General features: G+C 56.6%; 16 protein-coding genes and 1 pseudogene. 10 read left to right on the top strand and 7 right to left on the bottom strand.

From position 1 onward, the window contains the following. Positions 1-71: 71 nt before the first annotated feature. The 3 genes from zigA to HBN68_RS02945 are packed head-to-tail and all read left to right on the top strand — an operon-like array spanning position 72 to position 2,924. Complete coding sequence (zigA, locus tag HBN68_RS02935) at positions 72-1,280, top strand: zinc metallochaperone GTPase ZigA (RefSeq protein WP_094994087.1); 1,209 nt, start codon at positions 72-74, stop codon at positions 1,278-1,280. Continuing rightward, positions 1,280-1,918 (top strand): DUF1826 domain-containing protein, encoded by a 639-nt coding sequence (locus HBN68_RS02940; protein WP_094994088.1) that lies wholly within the window; start codon positions 1,280-1,282, stop codon positions 1,916-1,918. The genes zigA and HBN68_RS02940 overlap by 1 nt, the downstream gene beginning before the upstream one ends. A 40-nt stretch (positions 1,919-1,958) precedes the next feature. Then, entirely contained in the window at positions 1,959-2,924 is a 966-nt protein-coding gene (locus tag HBN68_RS02945) for a CobW family GTP-binding protein (RefSeq protein ID WP_169962569.1), read from the top strand. Between the two features lie 224 nt (positions 2,925-3,148). Here HBN68_RS02945 and HBN68_RS02950 read toward each other — a convergent pair whose 3' ends face one another. Then, on the bottom strand, positions 3,149-3,556 hold the full coding sequence (locus HBN68_RS02950; protein ID WP_169962484.1) for a DUF3301 domain-containing protein: 408 nt from the start codon (positions 3,554-3,556) through the stop codon (positions 3,149-3,151). Positions 3,557-3,670: 114 nt separating this feature from the next. Here HBN68_RS02950 and pdxY point away from each other — a divergent pair, with 114 nt between their 5' ends. Then, positions 3,671-4,543: a pyridoxal kinase PdxY gene (gene pdxY / locus HBN68_RS02955; protein ID WP_169962486.1), complete on the top strand. Its 873-nt coding sequence runs from the start codon at positions 3,671-3,673 to the stop codon at positions 4,541-4,543. Positions 4,544-4,636: 93 nt separating this feature from the next. Here pdxY and HBN68_RS02960 read toward each other — a convergent pair whose 3' ends face one another. After that, positions 4,637-5,122 (bottom strand): acyl-CoA thioesterase, encoded by a 486-nt coding sequence (locus tag HBN68_RS02960; RefSeq protein ID WP_047279223.1) that lies wholly within the window; start codon positions 5,120-5,122, stop codon positions 4,637-4,639. Positions 5,123-5,411: 289 nt separating this feature from the next. Between HBN68_RS02960 and HBN68_RS02965 the strand changes: the two genes are divergently transcribed. Beyond that, complete coding sequence (locus tag HBN68_RS02965) at positions 5,412-7,172, top strand: cation:proton antiporter (RefSeq protein ID WP_169962488.1); 1,761 nt, start codon at positions 5,412-5,414, stop codon at positions 7,170-7,172. Between the two features lie 104 nt (positions 7,173-7,276). Here the strand turns inward: HBN68_RS02965 and HBN68_RS02970 are convergent, their stop codons facing one another. From HBN68_RS02970 to uvrD, 4 genes are all read right to left on the bottom strand, one after another. After that, positions 7,277-7,684: an SMI1/KNR4 family protein gene (locus HBN68_RS02970; protein WP_034129154.1), complete on the bottom strand. Its 408-nt coding sequence runs from the start codon at positions 7,682-7,684 to the stop codon at positions 7,277-7,279. Between the two features lie 135 nt (positions 7,685-7,819). After that, complete coding sequence (locus HBN68_RS02975) at positions 7,820-8,668, bottom strand: Tim44 domain-containing protein (protein WP_094994092.1); 849 nt, start codon at positions 8,666-8,668, stop codon at positions 7,820-7,822. 178 nt (positions 8,669-8,846) lie between these two features. Then, the gene (locus HBN68_RS02980) at positions 8,847-9,287 is read right to left on the bottom strand and encodes an EamA family transporter (protein ID WP_169962490.1); all 441 of its coding nucleotides are present in this window, start codon (positions 9,285-9,287) and stop codon (positions 8,847-8,849) included. 38 nt (positions 9,288-9,325) lie between these two features. Next, the gene (gene uvrD, locus HBN68_RS02985; RefSeq protein ID WP_094994093.1) at positions 9,326-11,509 is read right to left on the bottom strand and encodes a DNA helicase II; all 2,184 of its coding nucleotides are present in this window, start codon (positions 11,507-11,509) and stop codon (positions 9,326-9,328) included. Positions 11,510-11,882: 373 nt separating this feature from the next. On the opposite strand from uvrD, the pseudogene HBN68_RS02990 reads away from it, so the two are divergent. The 3 genes and pseudogenes from HBN68_RS02990 to HBN68_RS03000 form a co-directional block, all read left to right on the top strand. After that, positions 11,883-13,583: pseudogene (locus HBN68_RS02990) on the top strand (EAL domain-containing protein); the annotation flags it as partial. A 156-nt stretch (positions 13,584-13,739) separates the two neighbouring features. Further along, a complete protein-coding gene (hexR, locus tag HBN68_RS02995) occupies positions 13,740-14,606 on the top strand; it encodes a transcriptional regulator HexR (RefSeq protein ID WP_169962495.1) in 867 nt (288 codons plus the stop codon). A 135-nt stretch (positions 14,607-14,741) separates the two neighbouring features. Continuing rightward, entirely contained in the window at positions 14,742-14,954 is a 213-nt protein-coding gene (locus HBN68_RS03000; protein WP_094994095.1) for a hypothetical protein, read from the top strand. On the opposite strand, the gene HBN68_RS03005 is transcribed toward HBN68_RS03000, so the two are convergent. After that, the gene (locus HBN68_RS03005) at positions 14,896-15,858 is read right to left on the bottom strand and encodes a LysR family transcriptional regulator (protein ID WP_169962497.1); all 963 of its coding nucleotides are present in this window, start codon (positions 15,856-15,858) and stop codon (positions 14,896-14,898) included. The genes HBN68_RS03000 and HBN68_RS03005 overlap by 59 nt on opposite strands. A gap of 190 nt (positions 15,859-16,048) precedes the next feature. On the opposite strand from HBN68_RS03005, the gene HBN68_RS03010 reads away from it, so the two are divergent. Then, entirely contained in the window at positions 16,049-17,464 is a 1,416-nt protein-coding gene (locus HBN68_RS03010; protein WP_169962499.1) for an acetyl-CoA carboxylase biotin carboxylase subunit, read from the top strand. An 11-nt stretch (positions 17,465-17,475) separates the two neighbouring features. Beyond that, positions 17,476-19,284 (top strand): sodium-extruding oxaloacetate decarboxylase subunit alpha, encoded by a 1,809-nt coding sequence (gene oadA, locus HBN68_RS03015; protein ID WP_169962501.1) that lies wholly within the window; start codon positions 17,476-17,478, stop codon positions 19,282-19,284. The last annotated feature ends 286 nt before the right edge of the window (positions 19,285-19,570 follow it).

The following is a 19,570-nucleotide window of genomic DNA, read 5'->3' on the forward strand; positions in this document are numbered from 1 at the left end:
ACAACTTGAGCGATTTTGCCGTGCGCTCTCCACGCGGGCGTTTGACCTGCTCACCCTGATGAGGAACTCCCATGCCCAACCGTCTTCCCGTAACAGTGTTGTCAGGTTTTCTGGGTGCAGGAAAAAGCACCCTGTTGAATCATATCTTGCGCAATCGCGACGATCTGCGCGTGGCAGTCATCGTCAATGACATGAGTGAAATCAATATTGATGGGGCCGAGGTTCAGCGCGATGTGACGCTGAACCGTGCTGAAGAAAAATTGGTTGAAATGAGCAATGGATGTATCTGCTGCACCTTGCGGGAAGACCTGTTGGAGGAAGTCAGCAAACTGGCTCAGGAAGGCCGTTTTGATTATTTATTGATCGAGTCTACTGGCATCTCAGAGCCCTTGCCCGTCGCAGAAACGTTCACCTTTCGGGATGACGCGGGTCAAAGCCTGGCTGATATTGCACGGCTGGATACCTTGGTGACGGTCGTGGATGGGCTTAACTTTCTGCGCGACTATCAGGCCGCCGAGCAGTTGGCGTCTCGTGGTGAAACCCTGGGAGAAGAAGACGAGCGATCCATCACGGACTTGCTGATCGAACAGGTCGAATTTGCGAACGTCATTTTGATCAGCAAGATTGATCTCATCAGCCGGGCCGAACGCGAAGAACTAAAGGCCATTCTTCAGCGACTCAACGCAGAAGCAGAAATTCTCCCAATGGTTATGGGAGAAATTGCGCTGAAAAAAATTCTCGACACCCGTCGCTTCGACTTTGACCGTGCCGCCCAGGCACCGGGTTGGTTAAAAGAAATGCGCGGGGAACATGTGCCTGAAACTCAGGAATACGGTATCGCCTCAACGGCCTATCGTGCGTTCAGGCCTTTTCACCCTGAGCGTTTTTTTAACTTTATCGACCGCCCGTGGACCAACGGTAAATTGCTTCGCTCCAAAGGTTTTTTCTGGCTAGCGAGCAAGTATCAGGAGGCCGGTAGCTGGTCTCAGGCAGGCGGTCTGATGCGCTATGGATACGCGGGCCGCTGGTGGCGCTTTGTACCCAAAGATCAATGGCCAGAAGACGCAGAAACCCGAGCCGAAATCCTTAAGAAGTGGCGACCTGAGACAGCAGATTGTCGTCAGGAGTTGGTGTTTATCGGCCAGCACATCGACTTCAACGCACTCACCGCCGAACTTGATGCCTGCTTGCTGACCGATGCTGAAATCGCGATGGGTCCTGATGCGTGGCAACGGCTGAGCGATCCCTTTGGCGACTGGTACAGCGAGGTGGCCGCGTAATGAATACTGCCCCACGCCTTATTCGGCATGCACAGGGAACAGCCCCGGATGTGTTGACGCGTATCCATGAGGAGAGCGTGAACATGGCCGTTTGGCAGCGCGTACTGCCGGTTCATATCGCAGATTTCTGTGCGCTGTTGTTATCGTCCGGTGACCCCTTGGCGCACGCCTTGAGCCTTGAATTACCCGATGAAAATACGTCGCCCAATCTGCAAGGGCTTGCGCAGCGATTCAGCGACCTGGAAGGCTATACAGGCTTCATTGCTGATGTTGGCTGGTTAGTCAGTGCCTATGCGTGCCTGCTAGGCGTCAAGCGCGTTGGATTGCGTCTCAGAGCCTTAGATAACGCCATGTGTCCACGCTTTCATGTAGATCATGTGCCCGCACGGCTGGTGACGACGTATTCAGGGCCAGGCAGCGAATGGCTTGAAGAAGGCGTGATGGCTCGTCAGCATTTAGGCAATGATCAGGTTGAGGCCCCCGACAGAACGTTGATTCAGCAGATAAAAGCGGGAGACGTTGCGCTGCTTAAAGGCGAGAAGTGGCCGGGCAATCAGGGCGCCGGTTTGATCCATCGTTCACCGGCGTTGAAATCCGGGGAGCGGCGGCTGATTTTGACCCTCGACTGGCTCGCCTGAGGCATATTGCAGCCTTCGATTCCTACAGAAGCGGGCGATGATGTTGCACAACATTCCTACTCATGTAATCGCCGGGCCGCTCGGTGCAGGTAAAACCAGCCTGATTCAGCACCTGATGGCGCAGAAACCTGCACACGAGCGGTGGGCGATTTTAGTGAATGAATTCGGCCAAATCGGCCTCGATGCGGCATTGATGAGTCCGGCAGATGATCAGGTTGCTATCGCCGAGGTTGCAGGTGGTTGCGTGTGCTGTGTGAACGGCGCGCCTTTTCAAATTGGCTTGAGCCGCCTTTTGCGTAAGGTAAAACCGCACCGCCTGTTCATCGAACCTTCTGGACTGGGCCATCCCGCACGCATAGTCGAGCAGTTAAGCGTTACTCCCTGGCTGGGTGTTTTAGCGCTACAGCCGTGCGTAATGGTCCTGGATACAGAAGCCCTCGCTCAGGGAAAACCTTTGCCCGATAGCCAGCGTGAAGCCCTGAAAATGGCCGGTTTATTGGTCATGAATAAATCTAATAGTGTCGAAATAACGCAACGTGAGCAGATTGCATCATGCCTGCCAAAGTGCCCTCTTTTATGGACGGAGCAGGGCTACATCCCGCTAAATACGCTGCCTGCAGCCACTATGAGTGATATTCATGCTGTGGATAACTCGTTGATTTATAAGGATTTTAATTCGATTGTCGACATTTTATCCGGCCCTGAGACGCCCATTATTTTGTTCAGCCAGCAGCCGGAAGGGTGGAGTGCAGGATGGAAATGGCACCCCGCGCGTCAATTTGATCTGCAAGCGTTGAGTCGATGGCTTCAAACCCTGAATTGGCAGCGCGCAAAGCTGGTTGTCCATGGGGTGAGCGGCTGGGTTTCATCGAATTCGCTGGAAAACAGGCTCGAACCTTGGAAAAACAGTGAATGGCGTAAAGATTCACGCGTTGAACTGATCTTCGATGCCCCGCAGGACATGAATGCCCTCAAAGAAGGTCTCCTGAGTTGCCTTTCAAACTGAGCTCAGCAGGCAATTAGGTCAATTTGTACTGGTAAAGTTGTCCTACAATTTGTGCAGGGAGCAACGGTTTAACGTCAAAATATCCACCGGAAGGTGTCTATTTCGGGGCTTTCATGGGTTTTAATGTGTTTTTTTGGAAAAGTTATCCACAGGCCGCGGGGGAGGGCGTCTGGGTGAGTACTGTACGTTTCAGGAGACCATCAACTAGCTTCTGAAACGCGGCACTATTGGCGGGGTTTGGTGTGTTGCTGGCGCCATTGGCTCAGTTCGATGACTTGAGCGCTGGGGATATCGCGCTGTTCAGGCTCTGGGTCGGCCTTGAACGGGTAGGGGGCCAGTTCAATCTTGGCGCTGTGGGCGCCAAATTGAGTAATGGTGCCAGCATGACGCTGATCACCGGTGACGGTAAATTCAAAGTTATACACACGGGCCAATCGCCGGTTGCCTTTAGCGTCAGCGATGAAGCCGATTTTCTTCAGGGCGACGTTTTCATCGAGTAACTCGATATCGAGCTTGTTGCAGTGCTGTTTGACGCGCTCCAGCGCTCGCTCGCGCATGCCGTGGTTATGCCACAGCCAGGCAGCGCCTGTTGCCAACAACATCAGCACAAACATATTTCCAAGGGTCAGCATCACATGTGCTCCAACAGAGTGGGGCCAGCTTAACTGCGTCTACAACCTGTCGTACAGGTTGCTTTTCGTCGCATACTGCGTGGCTTGAACCCCACACGCAGTCTGGAAACCGGCATGAAACGTACGCCTCACCTACTCGCCATCCAATCCCACGTAGTTTTCGGCCATGCCGGCAACAGCGCGGCCGTTTTTCCCATGCAGCGCGTGGGCGTAAATGTATGGCCTTTGAACACGGTGCAGTTCTCAAACCACACTCAGTATGGCCAATGGGCTGGTGAAGTGTTGGCTCCGGAGCAAATTCCGGCACTGGTTGACGGCATTGCCGCCATCGGTGAATTAGGCAACTGCGACGCCGTGTTATCCGGCTACCTGGGCAGCGCTGCACAAGGGCGAGCAATTCTCAGTGGGATAGCGCGGATCAAGGCCGTTAACCCCAATGCGCTGTACTTGTGTGATCCGGTCATGGGCCACCCGGAGAAAGGCTGCATCGTGCCGCACGAAGTCAGTGATTTTCTGTTGAATGAAGCGGCCGCCGTGGCCGACTTCCTGTGCCCTAACCAGTTGGAGCTGGACAGCTTCTGTGGTCGCCACCCGCAGTCGCTGTTCGATTGCCTGGCGATGGCGCGCAGCTTGTTGGCACGCGGCCCCAAGGCAGTTCTGGTTAAGCACCTGTCATACCCGGGCAAGCCTGAAGAAAGTTTTGAGATGCTGCTGGTAACGAATGAAGGTAATTGGCACCTGCGCCGGCCGTTACTGGCGTTTCCCCGTCAGCCCGTCGGTGTAGGCGATCTGACGTCCGGTTTGTTTCTGGCGCGGGTATTGCTGGGAGACAGCCTGGTTGCCGCGTTCGAATTTGCAGCCTCGGCCGTGCATGAAGTGCTGCTGGAAACCCAGGCCTGCACCAGCTACGAACTGCAGCTGGTACGTGCCCAGGATCGTATTGCTCACCCGCGCGTGCGGTTTGAGGCGATGCCGATCCACCTGTAAACCCGGGTGCTGGCGATCTAACCCACTCGATCATTCAAGATGACGAATAGCCTCAATCGTCGGCACACCTGCTCCTACAGGAGCAGGTAAGGTTTACAGCGTTTCGTCTTTCAATTCCTGATAGCGTTTTTCCAGTTCCTGACGGATCTGGCGACGCTGTTTGCCCTGAATAAAGCGGCGTTTGTCTTCGCTGTTAACGGGCTGTAAAGGCGGTACAGCAGCCGGTTTACGATCGTCGTCCACAGCCACCATGGTGAAAAAACAGCTGTTGGTGTGACGGACTGAGCGTTCACGGATGTTTTCAGTGACGACCTTGATGCCCACTTCCATCGAGGTGGTGCCGGTGTAGTTGACCGAGGCCAGGAAGGTCACCAGCTCACCGACATGCACCGGCTCGCGAAAAATAACCTGGTCGACCGACAGGGTCACAACATAGCGCCCTGCATATCGGCTGGCGCATGCGTAGGCGACTTCGTCGAGGTACTTGAGCAGGGTTCCGCCGTGAACATTGCCAGAAAAATTGGCCATGTCCGGGGTCATCAAGACCGTCATCGACAGTTGGGCGTTTCCGGGTTCCATAGCAGCAGGCTCGCGGTAATGTTGCAGCAGTGAAAAAGGTATCTCTGTGGATACTTTTCGCGTTTTTGAAAGCTTCAACAACGGGACGCTGCCGCAGGGGCTGCCGTCACGCTCTGGCGCACATGTTTCCATATATTGCGCCGCCTTTCTGCGGTAAATCGCGGTGTTAACCTGCAAACACCCCTTTAGCGGGTATTTCCTACACTTCAAACGTCCGCCGCGCACAGAGTGATTCTCTGTGTCTGTCGTTCTGTTGCCGGACAGCACACACACAAGGAGGCGACACGCCATGCATGCCATCAGTTTTATTCAGGATTTGGCAGTCATCATGTTGGTCGCAGGTGTGGTGACCATTCTGTTTCACCGTTTCAAACAGCCCGTGGTGCTGGGTTACATCGTGGCGGGTTTCATCATAGGCCCACATACGCCGCCGTTTGGCCTGATTCACGACGAACAGACCATCAAAACCCTGGCGGAGTTGGGGGTGATATTCCTGATGTTCTGCCTGGGGCTTGAGTTCAGTCTGCGCAAACTGTTCAAAGTGGGTGCCACGGCGTTCATCGCGGCGTTCATGGAAATCACCCTGATGATCTGGATCGGCTACGAGATCGGTCGCTGGTTCGACTGGAACACCATGGACTCGTTGTTCCTGGGCGCCATTTTGGCTATTTCGTCGACCACCATCATCGTCAAGGCGCTAAACGACCTGAAGATGAAAAACGAACGTTTCGCACAGCTGATTTTTGGTGTGCTGATCGTCGAGGATATTTTGGGTATCGGGATTATTGCCCTGCTTTCCAGCATTGCCGTCAGCGGCAGTGTGAGCCCGGAGGAGGTGTTTTCGACCGTCGGCAAACTCTCGTTGTTCATGATCGTGGCCTTGGTCATTGGTATCTTGCTGGTGCCCCGTGTGCTGGCTTATGTGGCCCGGTTTGAAAGCAATGAGATGCTACTGATTACCGTGCTGGGGCTGTGCTTCGGATTCTGTCTGCTGGTGGTCAAGCTTGAGTACAGCATGGTGCTGGGCGCTTTTTTGATTGGCGCAATCATGGCCGAATCCCGGCAATTGCTGAAAATCGAAGGGCTGATCGAGCCGGTGCGTGATTTGTTCAGTGCGATTTTTTTCGTCGCTATCGGTTTGATGCTCGATCCCGCTATCTTGTGGGAATACGCTCTGCCGATTGTCGTCATTACCTGTGCGGTAGTCCTTGGCAAGATGTTGTCTTGTGGATTGGGTGCCTTTATCGCCGGTAATGATGGACGCACCTCGCTGAGAGTCGGGATGGGGCTCTCTCAGATCGGAGAATTTTCTTTCATCATCGCAGCACTGGGCATGACCTTGCAGGTCACCAGCAGCTTCCTGTACCCCGTAGCGGTCGCTGTGTCGGTACTGACCACCTTGATGACCCCGTACTTGATTCGTGCCGCTGATCCGCTTTCGCTCAAGCTGGCGCAGGTAATGCCCAACCGGGTGTCTCGCGTGTTTGGGCTCTATGGCGAATGGCTGAGCAGTATTCAGCCTCAGGGCGAAGGGGCACTGTTGGCGGCGATGATTCGCAAAATATTGCTGCAAGTCGGCGTCAATCTGGCCCTGGTGATGGCCATTTTTTTCTCGGGCGGTTACTTCGCTCCTCGGATTGCGGCGTATTTGCAGGGGTGGGTGATGAAGTCGAGCTGGCAAAACGGCTTGATCTGGGGCGCAGCGTTACTGCTGTCGCTGCCGTTTCTGATCGCGGCTTACCGCAAGCTCAAGGCGCTGTCGATGCTCTTGGCAGAGATGGGGGTTAAACCCGAGATGGCGGGGCGGCATACACAGCGCGTACGTCGTGTGATCGCTGAAGTGATCCCGATTCTGTCGCTGCTGGTGATCTTCTTGCTGCTGTCGGCACTGTCCGCCAGCATCTTGCCGACCAATGAGCTGCTGATTGTGATTGGGGTGGTTGCTGCCGGTGTCGCGGCAGTGTTGTGGCGCTGGTTCGTGCGTATTCACACGCGCATGCAAGTGGCCTTGCTGGAAACACTCGACAACCACAAGGATCTGGGCCACTAGCAGGCCTGTTTTTTCTTCTGCAGGAGCAAGCTTGCCGCGTGATGGTGCTTGGTGTTCAGACCATCTCGCGCAGGCTCACTCCTGCAAAGCCGCTGGTGGCTATATCAGCTTTCCAGCCAGACATCCCGTGCCCAGTGCCAGACTGATTCCCACGTCTCCTCGGTAACCAGCTCTTCTTCGCCAGACCACAGCACGACGGTGCCGTCTTCTTCGACGCAGTAGTAGTCGTCACCGTCCTGACAGATAGGGATCAGGCTGCGGTCAACGCCCGCATCCCATGCATTGGCCGCAACGTCTGGCAGGTAGGTGTGCGATTGCGGGTCGGTCACAGTGACCGGCTCCAGGCTGCCATACACCACGTCGCTGACCGTCAGCAAAAACTCTCGGAAAACAAATGGAATATCGATGAACAGCTGTTCTTCGATTTCCACCAGCAAATCTTCGTCAGGCAGCTCCAGGGGAACCGGGACGGGTTCATTTGCCTCACGCAATTGTTCAATGATCTCTTCCACGACCTCAATCCTCATACTCTATGGCGCGGTTTTATATGACGCGCTTTATACAGTAGCTCGTTATAAGTGCAATCGTGAAATGCAAAGCCCCGGACAAGTCCGGGGCTTTGGTTACAACCTGTGAACCGAAATCGATCAGCCGTTCTGACGGATACCGGCTACAAGCCAAGGCTGGTTTTCACCTTGAACGCGTTCCATGTTCCAGCTTTCGCTGAAGGCTTCGCCCTGATCAAAACGTGACGTTTTGGAGATGCCGCTGAAGGTCAGGGTTGCGATGGTTTTGTCGGCGCGATCGTCCAGGCCGTCCAGTTGAACGGTCAGGTTGTCGATGTAAGTCGAATTGAAGCCATCCCCCAGATCAGCGCGCTCACGCTTGAGGAACTCAAGCATTTGCGGGGTCACGAACTCAGCGATCTTGTCCATTTCGTTCGCGTCCCAATGCTGTTGCAAGGACTGGAAATGGTTGCGCGCGGCTTCCAGAAAGCTCTGCTCATTGAACCAGGCTGGTGCGTTGATGACCGGGCGAGCCGTCGCAGAAGAACCGCCACCAAAGATCGACGCCGTGGCTGGCTTGGCGTCGAACGCTTCACGCTGCATCGGAGCGTGGCCGGCCGGGGCCAGGTCAGCCTGTTGCTTGCGGCGACGCGCGGCGATGAAGCGGAAGATCACAAACGCAATGACCGCCATAATCAGGATGTCGAAGATCTGCATGCCCTGGAAGCCGCCGCCCATGAACATGGAAGCGAGCAGGCCGCCGGCAGCGATACCGGCCAGAGGGCCAAGCCAGCGTGAAGCACCACCGGCTTTGGCAGCTGCGCCAGCAGCGGCAGGGGCTGCGGCTGGAGAGGCAGGAGCGGCTTGGCGAGTCTGGTGGCTAGGCGCCGAACCAAAACTTTTGCCGCCGCCGAAGCGCTTGGCATTTGCGTCGAGACTCATCGTCAAACCGATGCACAACGCCATGGCGATGCTAAGAAAACGTTTCATAAAGGGAATTCCCATTTGTGGATGACACGCGCGCCATGGTGCACAGGTGAGGTGTGACTGGCTAGCGGTGAAGTGTTTCGGGTTTTTGCCTAATTTAGAGTAAGACGTTTCTTTGTATTTTGTAGTTCACGTTGAAAAGACAGATTGTCGACTCAGTGGCACGCACGGTGCCGCGTCTCTAACGCTTCAGCGCCAGCATCACCACGCCCGCTGTGATCAAGCCGATTCCGCCCCATTGCCGCAGGTCGAGTTTTTCACCTAGCAGCAGTACACCGATGATGGCCACCAGTACCACGCTGAGCTTGTCCACCGGGGCGACGAGTGACGCGGGCCCCAGCTTCAAGGCGCGGAAGTAGCAAAGCCAGGATGCCCCGGTCGCCAGCCCCGACAACGCTAAAAACAGGTAGCTGCGTGGGGCGATCGAACTCAGCGGTTGATACTGGCCCGTGGCGTAAAGAATCAGCGCCAGGCTGACCAGCACCACGGCGGTACGCAGCAAGGTGGCGAAGTCGGAGTTGACGTTCTCGATGCCGACCTTGGCAAAGATCGTTGTCAGCGCCGCGAACATGGCTGACAACAGGGCCCAGAATGTCCAGGAAGAAAAAAAGCCTGAGCCCATGTTGCCTACCTTATCGTCCGATGGCTGTCGGGTTGCTGTCAGACCGCCTCAAGTTTGGCGTAGCCCATCATCAGCCACTTGCTGCCTTCGGAGAAGTTGACCTGCACCCGGGCCTGCGCACCGGAGCCCTCGAAATTGAGGATCACCCCTTCACCGAACACCGCATGCTTGACCATCTGACCCAATTTGAATTCGGTTTCTGGAATCTGCGAACCACCAAATAGGGTGCTGGCGCTCTGCTGTTGACCTCCGCCGAAAGGGCGGCTGACGCTGTTGGACAAACGCACTTCCTGAATCAGGCCTTTTGGCACTTCACGTACGAATCGAGAAACCTTGTTGTAGGTCTCACTACCGTAAAGGCGTCGTGTCTCAGCATAGGTCATGACCAGGTTCTGCATGGCCCGCGTGATGCCCACGTACGCCAGGCGCCGCTCCTCTTCAAGACGGCCGGGCTCTTCAAGGCTCATCTTGTGCGGGAACAGGCCCTCTTCCATGCCCACCAGGAACACATAAGGGAATTCCAACCCTTTGGCGCTGTGCAGGGTCATCAGCTGGATGCCGTCTTCGTGCTCTTGCGCCTGAGTGTCGCCAGCTTCCAGCGACGCGTGGCCGAGGAATGCGGCCAATGGCGTCAGTTCTTCGTCGTCTTCAGTGTTCTCGAAGTTGCGCGCAGCGCTGACCAGTTCCTCAAGGTTTTCTACCCGTGCCTGGCCTTTCTCACCTTTTTCAGCCTGATGGTAGGCAATCAGCCCGCTCTGCTCGATAACGGTCTGGGTCATCAGATGCAAGGGCATCTCCATAACTTTTGCCGCGAGGTTCTCGATCAGTTCGATAAAGCCGGCAATGGCGCCCGACGCTCGGCCAGGCAGCGCCTTATTGGCGATCAGCTGGCGCATGGCTTCCCACATCGACACATCATTGTGGCGTGCGTGTTCACGAATGGCTTCGACCGTTTTTTCGCCAATGCCGCGAGCCGGGACGTTAATTACACGCTCCAGTGCTGCATCATTCCCACGGCCTTCAAGCAAACGCAGGTAGGCCATGGCGTTCTTGATCTCGGCGCGTTCGAAGAAGCGCTGGCCGCCATAAATCCGATAAGGAATACGCTCGCGCAACAACGCCTCTTCCAAAACCCGTGACTGGGCGTTGGAGCGGTACAAGATGGCAATGTCATTATGGGCAAGACCGGTTTTCAGCGCGCTTTCGATGGTCTCGACCACGTAGCGGGCTTCATCGTGCTCGTTGAATGCCGCGTACAAATTGATCGCTTCGCCATCGCCGCCGTCTGTCCACAGCTCTTTGCCCATGCGCCCTGTGTTATTGGCGATCAGGGCGTTGGCGGCCTTGAGGATGCCCGCGGTGGAGCGATAGTTTTGCTCCAGACGAATGGTTTCGGCGTCCGGAAAGTCAGAGGAGTACTGGTAGATATTCTCAATCTTGGCGCCACGCCAGCCGTAGATCGACTGATCGTCATCACCGACCACCATCAAGCTGTCGCCGCCCTTGGCCAGCAAACGCAGCCAGGCATATTGAACGGCGTTGGTGTCCTGGAACTCGTCCACCAGAATGTGCCGGAAACGCTTTTGGTAGTGCGCCAGCAGCCCCGGGTTATCGCGCCATAGGTCGAGGGCTCGCAGCAATAGCTCGGAGAAGTCGATCACGCCTGCGCGCTGGCACGCGGCCTCATAGGCTTCGTAGATGCTGCGCATGGTGGCCAGGAATAAATCGCCGCTGGCCTGAATATGTTGCGGCCGCAGGCCTTCATCTTTTTGACCGTTGATAAACCACTGCGCCTGACGCACGGGCCAACGCTGTTCGTCCAGCCCCAGCTCACGAATCACACGCTTGACCAAGCGTTGCTGATCGTCGCTGTCGAGGATCTGGAAGGTCTGGCTCAACCCGGCTTCTTGCCAGTGAGCACGCAGCAGGCGATGCGCCAGCCCGTGGAACGTACCGACCCACATGCCAGCCGGGTTGATCCCCATGAGCTGTTCGATGCGATGACGCATCTCGGCAGCGGCCTTGTTGGTGAACGTCACCGACAAGACGGAGTGTGGTGAGGCGTTCTCGACCTGGATCAACCAGGCGATACGGTGCACCAGCACACGGGTTTTGCCGGAACCTGCGCCGGCCAGAACCAACTGACGCCCGACACTGGCCGTGACGGCCTGACGTTGGGCATCGTTGAGGGAATTCAATAAGAGAGAGAGATCTTCGCGCATCGGGGCATTCTAGGGTGCTGGCTCAAACCGGGCAAACGCCAATCCTGTTCCGGCGGGCCGTCTGTCGCTGCTCAGCGCCAGTCTTTTAAAAGAGCGGGATCTGATCCGTAAAGCGCAACGGCTCATTTCGTCTTTTTAATGACGTGTCTCAGTTTGGTCATGAGCATTGCTTGTGTATGCTCGGGCGACTTTTTTGGCTCATCCACTGATAAGAATATTGCCAATGATTCAGGGTCTTAGCGCGTCGGGTGTGTTGATCGGCACCGGACTCGGTTTTTTTCTGACGTTGCTGGGCGTTGTCGGCTGGCAAGTCAATCAGCACCGTCGTGGGAATGCTCAACCTTTGCAGGCACTGCCAGATGTGCAGTCCCCGGCTGCAGAGCGTTTACGCGAGCCCGAGCAGCGGCGTCTGGCGGCCACCGTATTTGAAGCGGCCAGCGAAGGTATTGTCATCCTCGATCCGGACTACAGGATGTTGGCGGTCAATCAGGCCTTCAGCCGCTTTAGCGGGTATGCGGTCGAAGACCTGGTGGGGCAATGCGTGAGTGAGCTGGCGTGCAGCCGCGATGCACTGCGTCACTTCCCGGTCATTCGGCCGGTGCTGGAGCAGCAGGACCGCTGGCAGGGTGAGTTGGTTGAAACGCGCAAAAACGGCGAGTTGTACCCGCAGTGGCTTCAATTGAAAGTGGTGCGTGACGACGACGGGCACGTCAGTCATATCGTGGCGTTTGTCAGTGACCTGTCAGCGCGACGCCGCTCCGAAGCCCGCGTGCGCCACCTCACGCACTTTGATGAGCTGACCGGGCTGGCCAATCGCTTATTGTTCAAGGAGCGGCTTGAAGAAGCCAATCAACGGGCTCGCCAAGGTGCGCGTAACCTTGCGCTGTTGTACATCAACCTGGATCGATTCAAGCTGCTCAACGACAGCCTTGGGCCAGAGCTGGCGGATCAGGTACTGCACAAAGTCGCCAGACGCCTGACCAAAGCGCTGCCTGAAGCCGACACCATCGCGCGGCTGTCCGGGGATGAATTCGCAGTGTTGTTTGATTCTTATGCCAGCCTCACCAGTCTGGCGCGGGTCGCAACGCGGCTGCTGGCCAAGCTGGGCCGGCCGCTTATGATTGATGGCCATGAGCTGGTAATCAGCGCGTCCATGGGGATCAGCCTGCTACCCGACAGTGCGCGGGACATCGCGACGCTGGTCAGTCAGTCCAATCAGGCCATGCTCCAGGCCAAGCATTTGGGCGGTGGCAGTTTTCAATTCTTCAGCCACAGCTTGCAGCACAGCACCCTGGAGCGCTTGCAGCTGGAAAACCAGTTGCGCAAAGCGATTGCCGAACAGCAACTGACGGTCTTCTATCAACCCAAAATGTGCCTGGCGACGGGCCGTCTGCACGGGGCCGAAGCGCTGGTGCGCTGGGATCACCCACAGTTAGGCAGCGTGCCGCCGGGCGACTTCATCGGGCTGGCCGAAGAGACGGGGCTGATCGGTCCCATTGGCGAGTTTGTATTGCGCCAGGCGTGTCGGCAGGCCTGCCAATGGCAGCGCGAAGGGTTGGCGCCGATACGGGTGTCGGTCAATCTGTCGGTGCACCAATTACGACAGGGCAAGCTGGTCAGCCTCGTGCGCCAGGTGCTCGATGAATCAGGGCTGGCGCCGCAGTACCTGGAGCTTGAATTGACGGAAAGCCAGTTACTCGACAGCGTCGAATCCATTATTTCGACCTTTGAACAGTTGCATCAATTGGGCGTCAAACTGGCGATTGACGACTTCGGCACCGGGTATTCCTCCCTCAGCTACCTCAAACGGTTTGCTGTGGATTACGTCAAGATTGACCAGACCTTCATTCGAGGCGTGGGGCGCTGCGCTGAAGACGAAGCCATCACCAAGGCGATCATTGCGATGGCCCATAGCCTTGAGTTAAAGGTCGTGGCAGAAGGCGTGGAAGAAGCCTCGCAACTGGCATTTCTCAAGGCGCAACAGTGCGACGAAGTGCAGGGATATTTGATCAGTCGTCCAATTAACGCCGCCGCTTTGGGCGATTTATTGCGCAGCGATGTAGTCTTTTTGTAGTGCTCAAACGGGCTACATAGAGCGCGGGCGGCCTGAATAGGGGAGAAGCCAGCGGTTTTAGTCATGGATTGGTTGGGCAGAAAACGAATTCTTGTAGTATAACTACAAGATTGCTACATCCTTGGCATCCCACCCTTTCAGACCGAGTCCTGCCCTTTGAACTTGCTGCAACATATCGCCCAGTCTCGCCACTTGTTACGTAAATCGGAACTCAAGGTCGCCGATCACGTGCTGCTTGATCCTGCGGCTGTAATGCACAGTTCCATGGCAGACCTTGCCCATAGCGTTGGTATCAGTGAGCCCACCATCGTGCGCTTTTGCCGGGCGATCGGTTGCTCTGGGTTTCAGGACCTGAAACTCAAGCTGGCGCAAAGCCTTGCGGCGGGTGCCAGCTTTGGCCAATTCGCGATCCACGAAGACGACTCGGTCGCTGACTACAGCCTTAAAATTTTCGACACCACACTCCATACCCTGATGGACGTGCGCGAAAAACTCGACCCGGTCGCTTTACAGCGTGCTGTGACAGCGATGTCTCAGGCCCAGCGCGTCGAGTTTTATGGCTTTGGCGCGTCGGGTGCGGTAGCGGCGGATGCCCAACACAAGTTTTTCCGTTTATTACTGACGGCTGCGGCCTATTCCGACCCGCACATGCAGGCGATGTCGGCTGTCACTTTGAAGCCTACCGACGTGGCGATATGCATTTCCCAGTCCGGGCGCTCGAAGGATTTGTTGATTAGCGCCAATTTAGTGCGTGAAAGCGGCGCGACACTGATTACCTTGTGCCCGAGCCAAACGCCGCTGGCGGAACTGGCGACCGTCAATCTGGCGATTGATGTGCACGAAGACACCGAAATTTATACCCCGCTGACCTCGCGCATTGCGCACTTGGTGGTGATTGATGTGCTGGCCATGGGCGTGGCCATGGCGCGTGGACCGAGCCTGGTCAACCACCTTAAAAGCGTCAAACGCAGTTTGCGCAGCCTGCGCCTTTCGCCTAAATCGCTGAAAAACATCGAAGATTAAAGCCCCACCTGCTCTCCTTCCTGAAGAGAGAGCAGGTGCACGCAGCGTTTTCACGCACCTGTCATCTCAACGTCCCCAATTCGTCACAAACCAAGTCCATCGTAAAGCTCCCGTACACGCCTTGGGAGACTCGAAATGGCCCAGCCTTACGAAGAACGCAACAGCGCCGTCAAAACCCGCCGCCAACAGGAAGACCGGCGCCGCATGGCCTTCCGACGCGCGATTGAAGACCATACGGACCAGCGCCAATTGCGCCTGGAAACAGCCGATTACCCGGACCTGAGCGCCATCAACTATTGGCAAGCGTCGTCGGCAAATGGCCGTCGAAGCGCTCAACCAGCGCGCTGATTTGCAGACGCTCGCTGCGTATAAACCCCAGAAATGCATGCGCTACCGGTGACAGGCGCTTGGCTTTGGCCTGCACCACGCACCAACTGCGGTACAGCGGCAATTCCTCGACGGGCAGCTCGCGCAGCAAACCTGTCGCCAACTCCAGGCTGACGGCGTGGCGCGTCAATAGCGCCACGCCCAACCCTGCGACGGCGCACTCACGCTGGGCATCGGTCGAGGCCACCTCCAGCGTTTGATTGAAGTGCACGCGTTTCTCCTTGAAGTACTCTTCACACGCCATGCGCGTGCCCGAACCTTGCTCGCGCATTAACAGCGTGAAGGGTTCCAGGTCTTGCAAATGCAAGGTTTCGCGCTGGCTCAACGGATGGTCGGGCGGGGCAACGGCCACAATCGGGTTATTCAAAAACGGCAAAAATTCCAGCCCCAGGTCCAGCGGCACCATCGACATGATCACCAGATCATCGCGGTTGTCTGAAAGCCTGCGCACGGCTTGTGCACGGTTCACAACCGTGAGCTGCAAATTAACTTCCGGATGCTGGCGTTTGAACGCCGCGAACAGGTGTGGCACGAAATACTTTGCGCTGGATTCCACCGCCAATTTCAGTTGCCCTTGCAGTGAACCGAGCAGGTCGGACAACTGCATATCGAGGTTTTCCAAGCGCCCAAAAATATCGCGACTGGCACGCTGAAGCGCTTCAGCGGCTTCGGTCATGTACAGTTTTTTGCCCACATAATCGAACAACGGCTGTCCGATCAGCTCTTCAAGCTGACGAATTTGTAGACTTACGGCGGGTTGCGTCAGTGACATTTCTTCTGCCGCACGGCTGTACGAGCCCAGGTCACAGACTTCATTGAACACTTGAAGTTGGCGAAAAGTGATACGCATCAATGACTTACGCATTTTTATAGTTTTTCCTGAAGCAGCAAGTGCTCTGACTATAAGTGATTACTTATGCACGACCCAAGAAATATTGATTTTTGTTTATCAATGCGCAGGTCTAGTGTGACGACACAACGGTTCAGACACATTTGGACACGTGCCGACCTGGTCTAGCAGGTCGTTTGTTCCATGGGCTTTAGGAAAAATCCAAGTGATAAAAAAGATCCTGATCGCCAACCGCGGAGAAATTGCTGTCCGTATCGTGCGCGCCTGCGCCGAAATGGGCATTCGCTCTGTAGCGGTCTATTCCGAAGCGGATCGGCATGCGTTGCACGTCAAGCGCGCCGACGAAGCGCACAGCATTGGTGAAGATCCGCTGGCCGGTTATTTGAACCCGCGCAAACTGGTGAACCTGGCGGTGGAAACGGGCTGTGACGCCTTGCACCCCGGTTACGGTTTCTTGTCAGAAAACGCTGAATTAGCGGACATCTGTGCAGAGCGCGGCATCAAGTTTATTGGTCCGGCTGCTGAAGTCATTCGCCGCATGGGCGACAAGACCGAAGCCCGCCGCAGCATGATCAAAGCCGGTGTCCCGGTCACGCCAGGCACTGAAGGCAACGTGGCTGATATCCACGAAGCGTTGCAAGAAGGCGAGCGCATTGGCTATCCGGTCATGCTCAAGGCCACCTCGGGTGGCGGCGGTCGCGGCATTCGCCGTTGCAACAGCCGTGAAGAGCTGGAGCAAGCGTTCCCGCGCGTGATTTCCGAAGCCACCAAAGCCTTTGGCTCGGCCGAAGTCTTCCTCGAAAAATGCATCGTGAACCCCAAGCACATCGAAGTGCAGATTCTCGGTGACAGCTTTGGCAACGTGGTGCACCTGTTCGAACGCGACTGCTCAATTCAGCGGCGTAACCAGAAGCTCATCGAAATTGCCCCAAGCCCCCAACTGACCCCGGAACAGCGCGCCTACATTGGCGACCTGTCAGTGCGCGCAGCCAAGGCCGTGGGCTATGAGAATGCTGGCACCGTGGAGTTCCTGCTCGCCGAGGGCGAGGTGTACTTCATGGAGATGAACACCCGGGTGCAGGTGGAACACACCATCACCGAAGAAATCACCGGCATCGACATCGTTCGCGAACAAATCCGTATCGCCTCCGGCTTGCCGCTGTCGATCAAGCAAGAAGATATTCAGCACCGCGGCTTTGCCCTGCAATTTCGGATCAACGCCGAAGACCCGAAAAACAACTTCCTGCCCAGCTTCGGCAAGATCACGCGCTACTACGCGCCCGGTGGCCCGGGCGTGCGCACAGACACGGCGATCTACACCGGCTACACCATCCCGCCGTTTTACGACTCCATGTGTCTGAAACTGGTGGTGTGGGCGCTGACCTGGGAAGAGGCGATGGACCGTGGCTTGCGCGCCCTTGACGACATGCGCCTGCAAGGGGTCAAAACCACAGCCGCGTACTACCAGGAAATCCTGCGTAACCCGGAATTCCGTAGCGGCCAGTTCAACACCAGCTTCGTTGAAAGCCATCCTGAACTGACCAACTACTCGATCAAGCGCAAACCCGAAGAGCTGGCATTGGCCATCGCTGCCGCCATCGCCGCCCACGCAGGCCTGTGAGGAACATAAGAATGTCCAAGAAGATTTTTGTAACTGACACCATCCTGCGTGACGCCCACCAGTCGTTGCTGGCTACCCGCATGCGCACCGAAGACATGCTGCCGATCTGCGACAAGCTCGACAAGGTCGGCTACTGGTCGCTGGAAGTGTGGGGCGGCGCCACGTTTGATGCCTGCGTACGTTTCCTCAAGGAAGACCCGTGGGAGCGCCTGCGCCAACTGCGCGCGGCACTGCCCAACACACGTCTGCAAATGTTGCTGCGTGGTCAAAACCTGTTGGGCTATCGCCACTACAGCGACGACGTGGTCAAAGCCTTTGTGGCCAAGGCTGCTGTCAACGGCATCGACGTGTTCCGCATCTTTGACGCCATGAACGACGTGCGTAACCTGCGGGTTGCCATTGAAGCGGTCAAGGCGGCTGGCAAGCATGCGCAGGGCACCATCGCTTATACCACCAGCCCGGTTCACACCACCGAAGCGTTCGTGGCACAGGCCAAGCAGATGGAAGCCATGGGTTGCGATTCTGTCGCCATCAAAGACATGGCCGGCCTGCTCACGCCATTCGCCACGGGTGATCTGGTCAAGGCGCTGAAAGCTGAAATCAGCCTGCCGATTTTTATCCATTCCCACGACACTGCCGGTCTGGCAGCCATGTGCCAGCTCAAAGCAGTGGAAAACGGTGCTGACCACATCGACACGGCCATCTCCAGCTTCGCCTGGGGCACCAGCCACCCCGGCACCGAATCGATGGTTGCAGCCCTCAAAGGCAGCGAATACGACACCGGTCTGGACTTGGCGCTGTTGCAGGAAATTGGTTTGTACTTCTACGCCGTGCGTAAGAAGTATCACCAGTTTGAAAGCGAATTCACCGCCGTTGATACCCGTGTGCAGGTCAACCAAGTGCCTGGCGGCATGATCTCCAACCTGGCCAACCAGCTCAAAGAGCAGGGTGCGCTGAACCGCATGAACGAAGTGCTGGCCGAAATCCCGCGTGTTCGTGAAGACCTGGGCTTCCCGCCGCTGGTGACACCGACCTCGCAAATCGTGGGTACGCAGGCGTTCTTCAACGTGTTGGCGGGCGAGCGCTACAAGACCATCACCAACGAAGTGAAGCTCTACCTGCAAGGCGGCTACGGCAAGGCGCCGGGTGTGGTGAACGAGACGCTGCGTCGTCAGGCGATCGGCAACGAAGAGCTGATCGACGTGCGCCCGGCCGATTTGCTCAAGCCGGAAATGGTCAAACTGCGCGGTGAGATTGGTACGCTGGCCACGTCCGAAGAAGACGTGCTGACCTATGCCATGTTCCCGGACATCGGCCGTAAATTCCTTGAAGAGCGTGCGGCGGGTGCCTTGGTGCCGGAAGCCCTGCTGCCGATCCCGGAAGCGGGCGGCGTCACCAAGGCCGGTGGCGAAGGCGTACCGACCGAGTTCGTGATCGACGTACACGGCGAAAGCTACCGCGTAGACATCACCGGGGTGGGTGTGAAAGCCGAAGGCAAGCGTCATTTCTACCTCTCCATCGACGGTATGCCGGAAGAAGTGGTGTTCGAGCCTCTCAACGAATTTGTCGGCAGCGCGATTGGCAAGCGCAAACAAGCCAGCGAGCCGGGCCACGTCAGCACCACCATGCCGGGCAACATCGTCGATGTGTTGGTCAGCGTCGGTGACACCGTCAAGGCTGGCCAATCGGTACTGATCACCGAAGCCATGAAAATGGAGACTGAAGTACAGGCCGCCATTGCAGGAAAAATCGTCACCATCCACGTAATCAAAGGCGACCGCGTCAACCCGGGCGAAATCCTGATCGAAATCGAAGCCTGATACGCCTTTGATTCAAACGCTTTAAACCTCGGGGGAGCACGTGCTCCCCTTTTTTTTTGCGCGCTCCTGCCACGCTGTTCACCCTGCGTGTCGCTGCTGCTCGCGTCCTGTGCGCGGTCAACACGTATCAAGGGCTGACGCGGTTAAAACGTCCTGTTCTTAGTCTCATTGCCGCCTCAATCCAGGCGCAGAGACAACCTTTGTGGTTTCAACATATCAACCGGCACATTGACCCAATTGCTGATCCCGTCTTGATCAATCATCGCCACCAGCACCGTATCGCTTG

Origin of the sequence: Pseudomonas sp. WS 5078, assembly GCF_012985745.1 — a bacterium.
Classification (GTDB): Bacteria; Pseudomonadota; Gammaproteobacteria; order Pseudomonadales; family Pseudomonadaceae; genus Aquipseudomonas; species Aquipseudomonas lundensis_A.

Bases quoted from the DNA above. Each gene is read 5' to 3' on its own strand.
- zigA (WP_094994087.1), top strand. From the start codon at position 72: ATGCCCAACCGTCTTCCCGTAACAGTGTTGTCAGGTTTTCTGGGTGCA.
- HBN68_RS02940 (WP_094994088.1), top strand. From the start codon at position 1,280: ATGAATACTGCCCCACGCCTTATTCGGCATGCACAGGGAACAGCCCCG.
- HBN68_RS02945 (WP_169962569.1), top strand. From the start codon at position 1,959: ATGTTGCACAACATTCCTACTCATGTAATCGCCGGGCCGCTCGGTGCA.
- HBN68_RS02950 (WP_169962484.1), bottom strand. From the start codon at position 3,556: ATGCTGACCCTTGGAAATATGTTTGTGCTGATGTTGTTGGCAACAGGC.
- pdxY (WP_169962486.1), top strand. From the start codon at position 3,671: ATGAAACGTACGCCTCACCTACTCGCCATCCAATCCCACGTAGTTTTC.
- HBN68_RS02960 (WP_047279223.1), bottom strand. From the start codon at position 5,122: ATGGAACCCGGAAACGCCCAACTGTCGATGACGGTCTTGATGACCCCG.
- HBN68_RS02965 (WP_169962488.1), top strand. From the start codon at position 5,412: ATGCATGCCATCAGTTTTATTCAGGATTTGGCAGTCATCATGTTGGTC.
- HBN68_RS02975 (WP_094994092.1), bottom strand. From the start codon at position 8,668: ATGAAACGTTTTCTTAGCATCGCCATGGCGTTGTGCATCGGTTTGACG.
- HBN68_RS02980 (WP_169962490.1), bottom strand. From the start codon at position 9,287: ATGGGCTCAGGCTTTTTTTCTTCCTGGACATTCTGGGCCCTGTTGTCA.
- uvrD (WP_094994093.1), bottom strand. From the start codon at position 11,509: ATGCGCGAAGATCTCTCTCTCTTATTGAATTCCCTCAACGATGCCCAA.
- HBN68_RS03000 (WP_094994095.1), top strand. From the start codon at position 14,742: ATGGCCCAGCCTTACGAAGAACGCAACAGCGCCGTCAAAACCCGCCGC.
- HBN68_RS03005 (WP_169962497.1), bottom strand. From the start codon at position 15,858: ATGCGTAAGTCATTGATGCGTATCACTTTTCGCCAACTTCAAGTGTTC.
- oadA (WP_169962501.1), top strand. From the start codon at position 17,476: ATGTCCAAGAAGATTTTTGTAACTGACACCATCCTGCGTGACGCCCAC.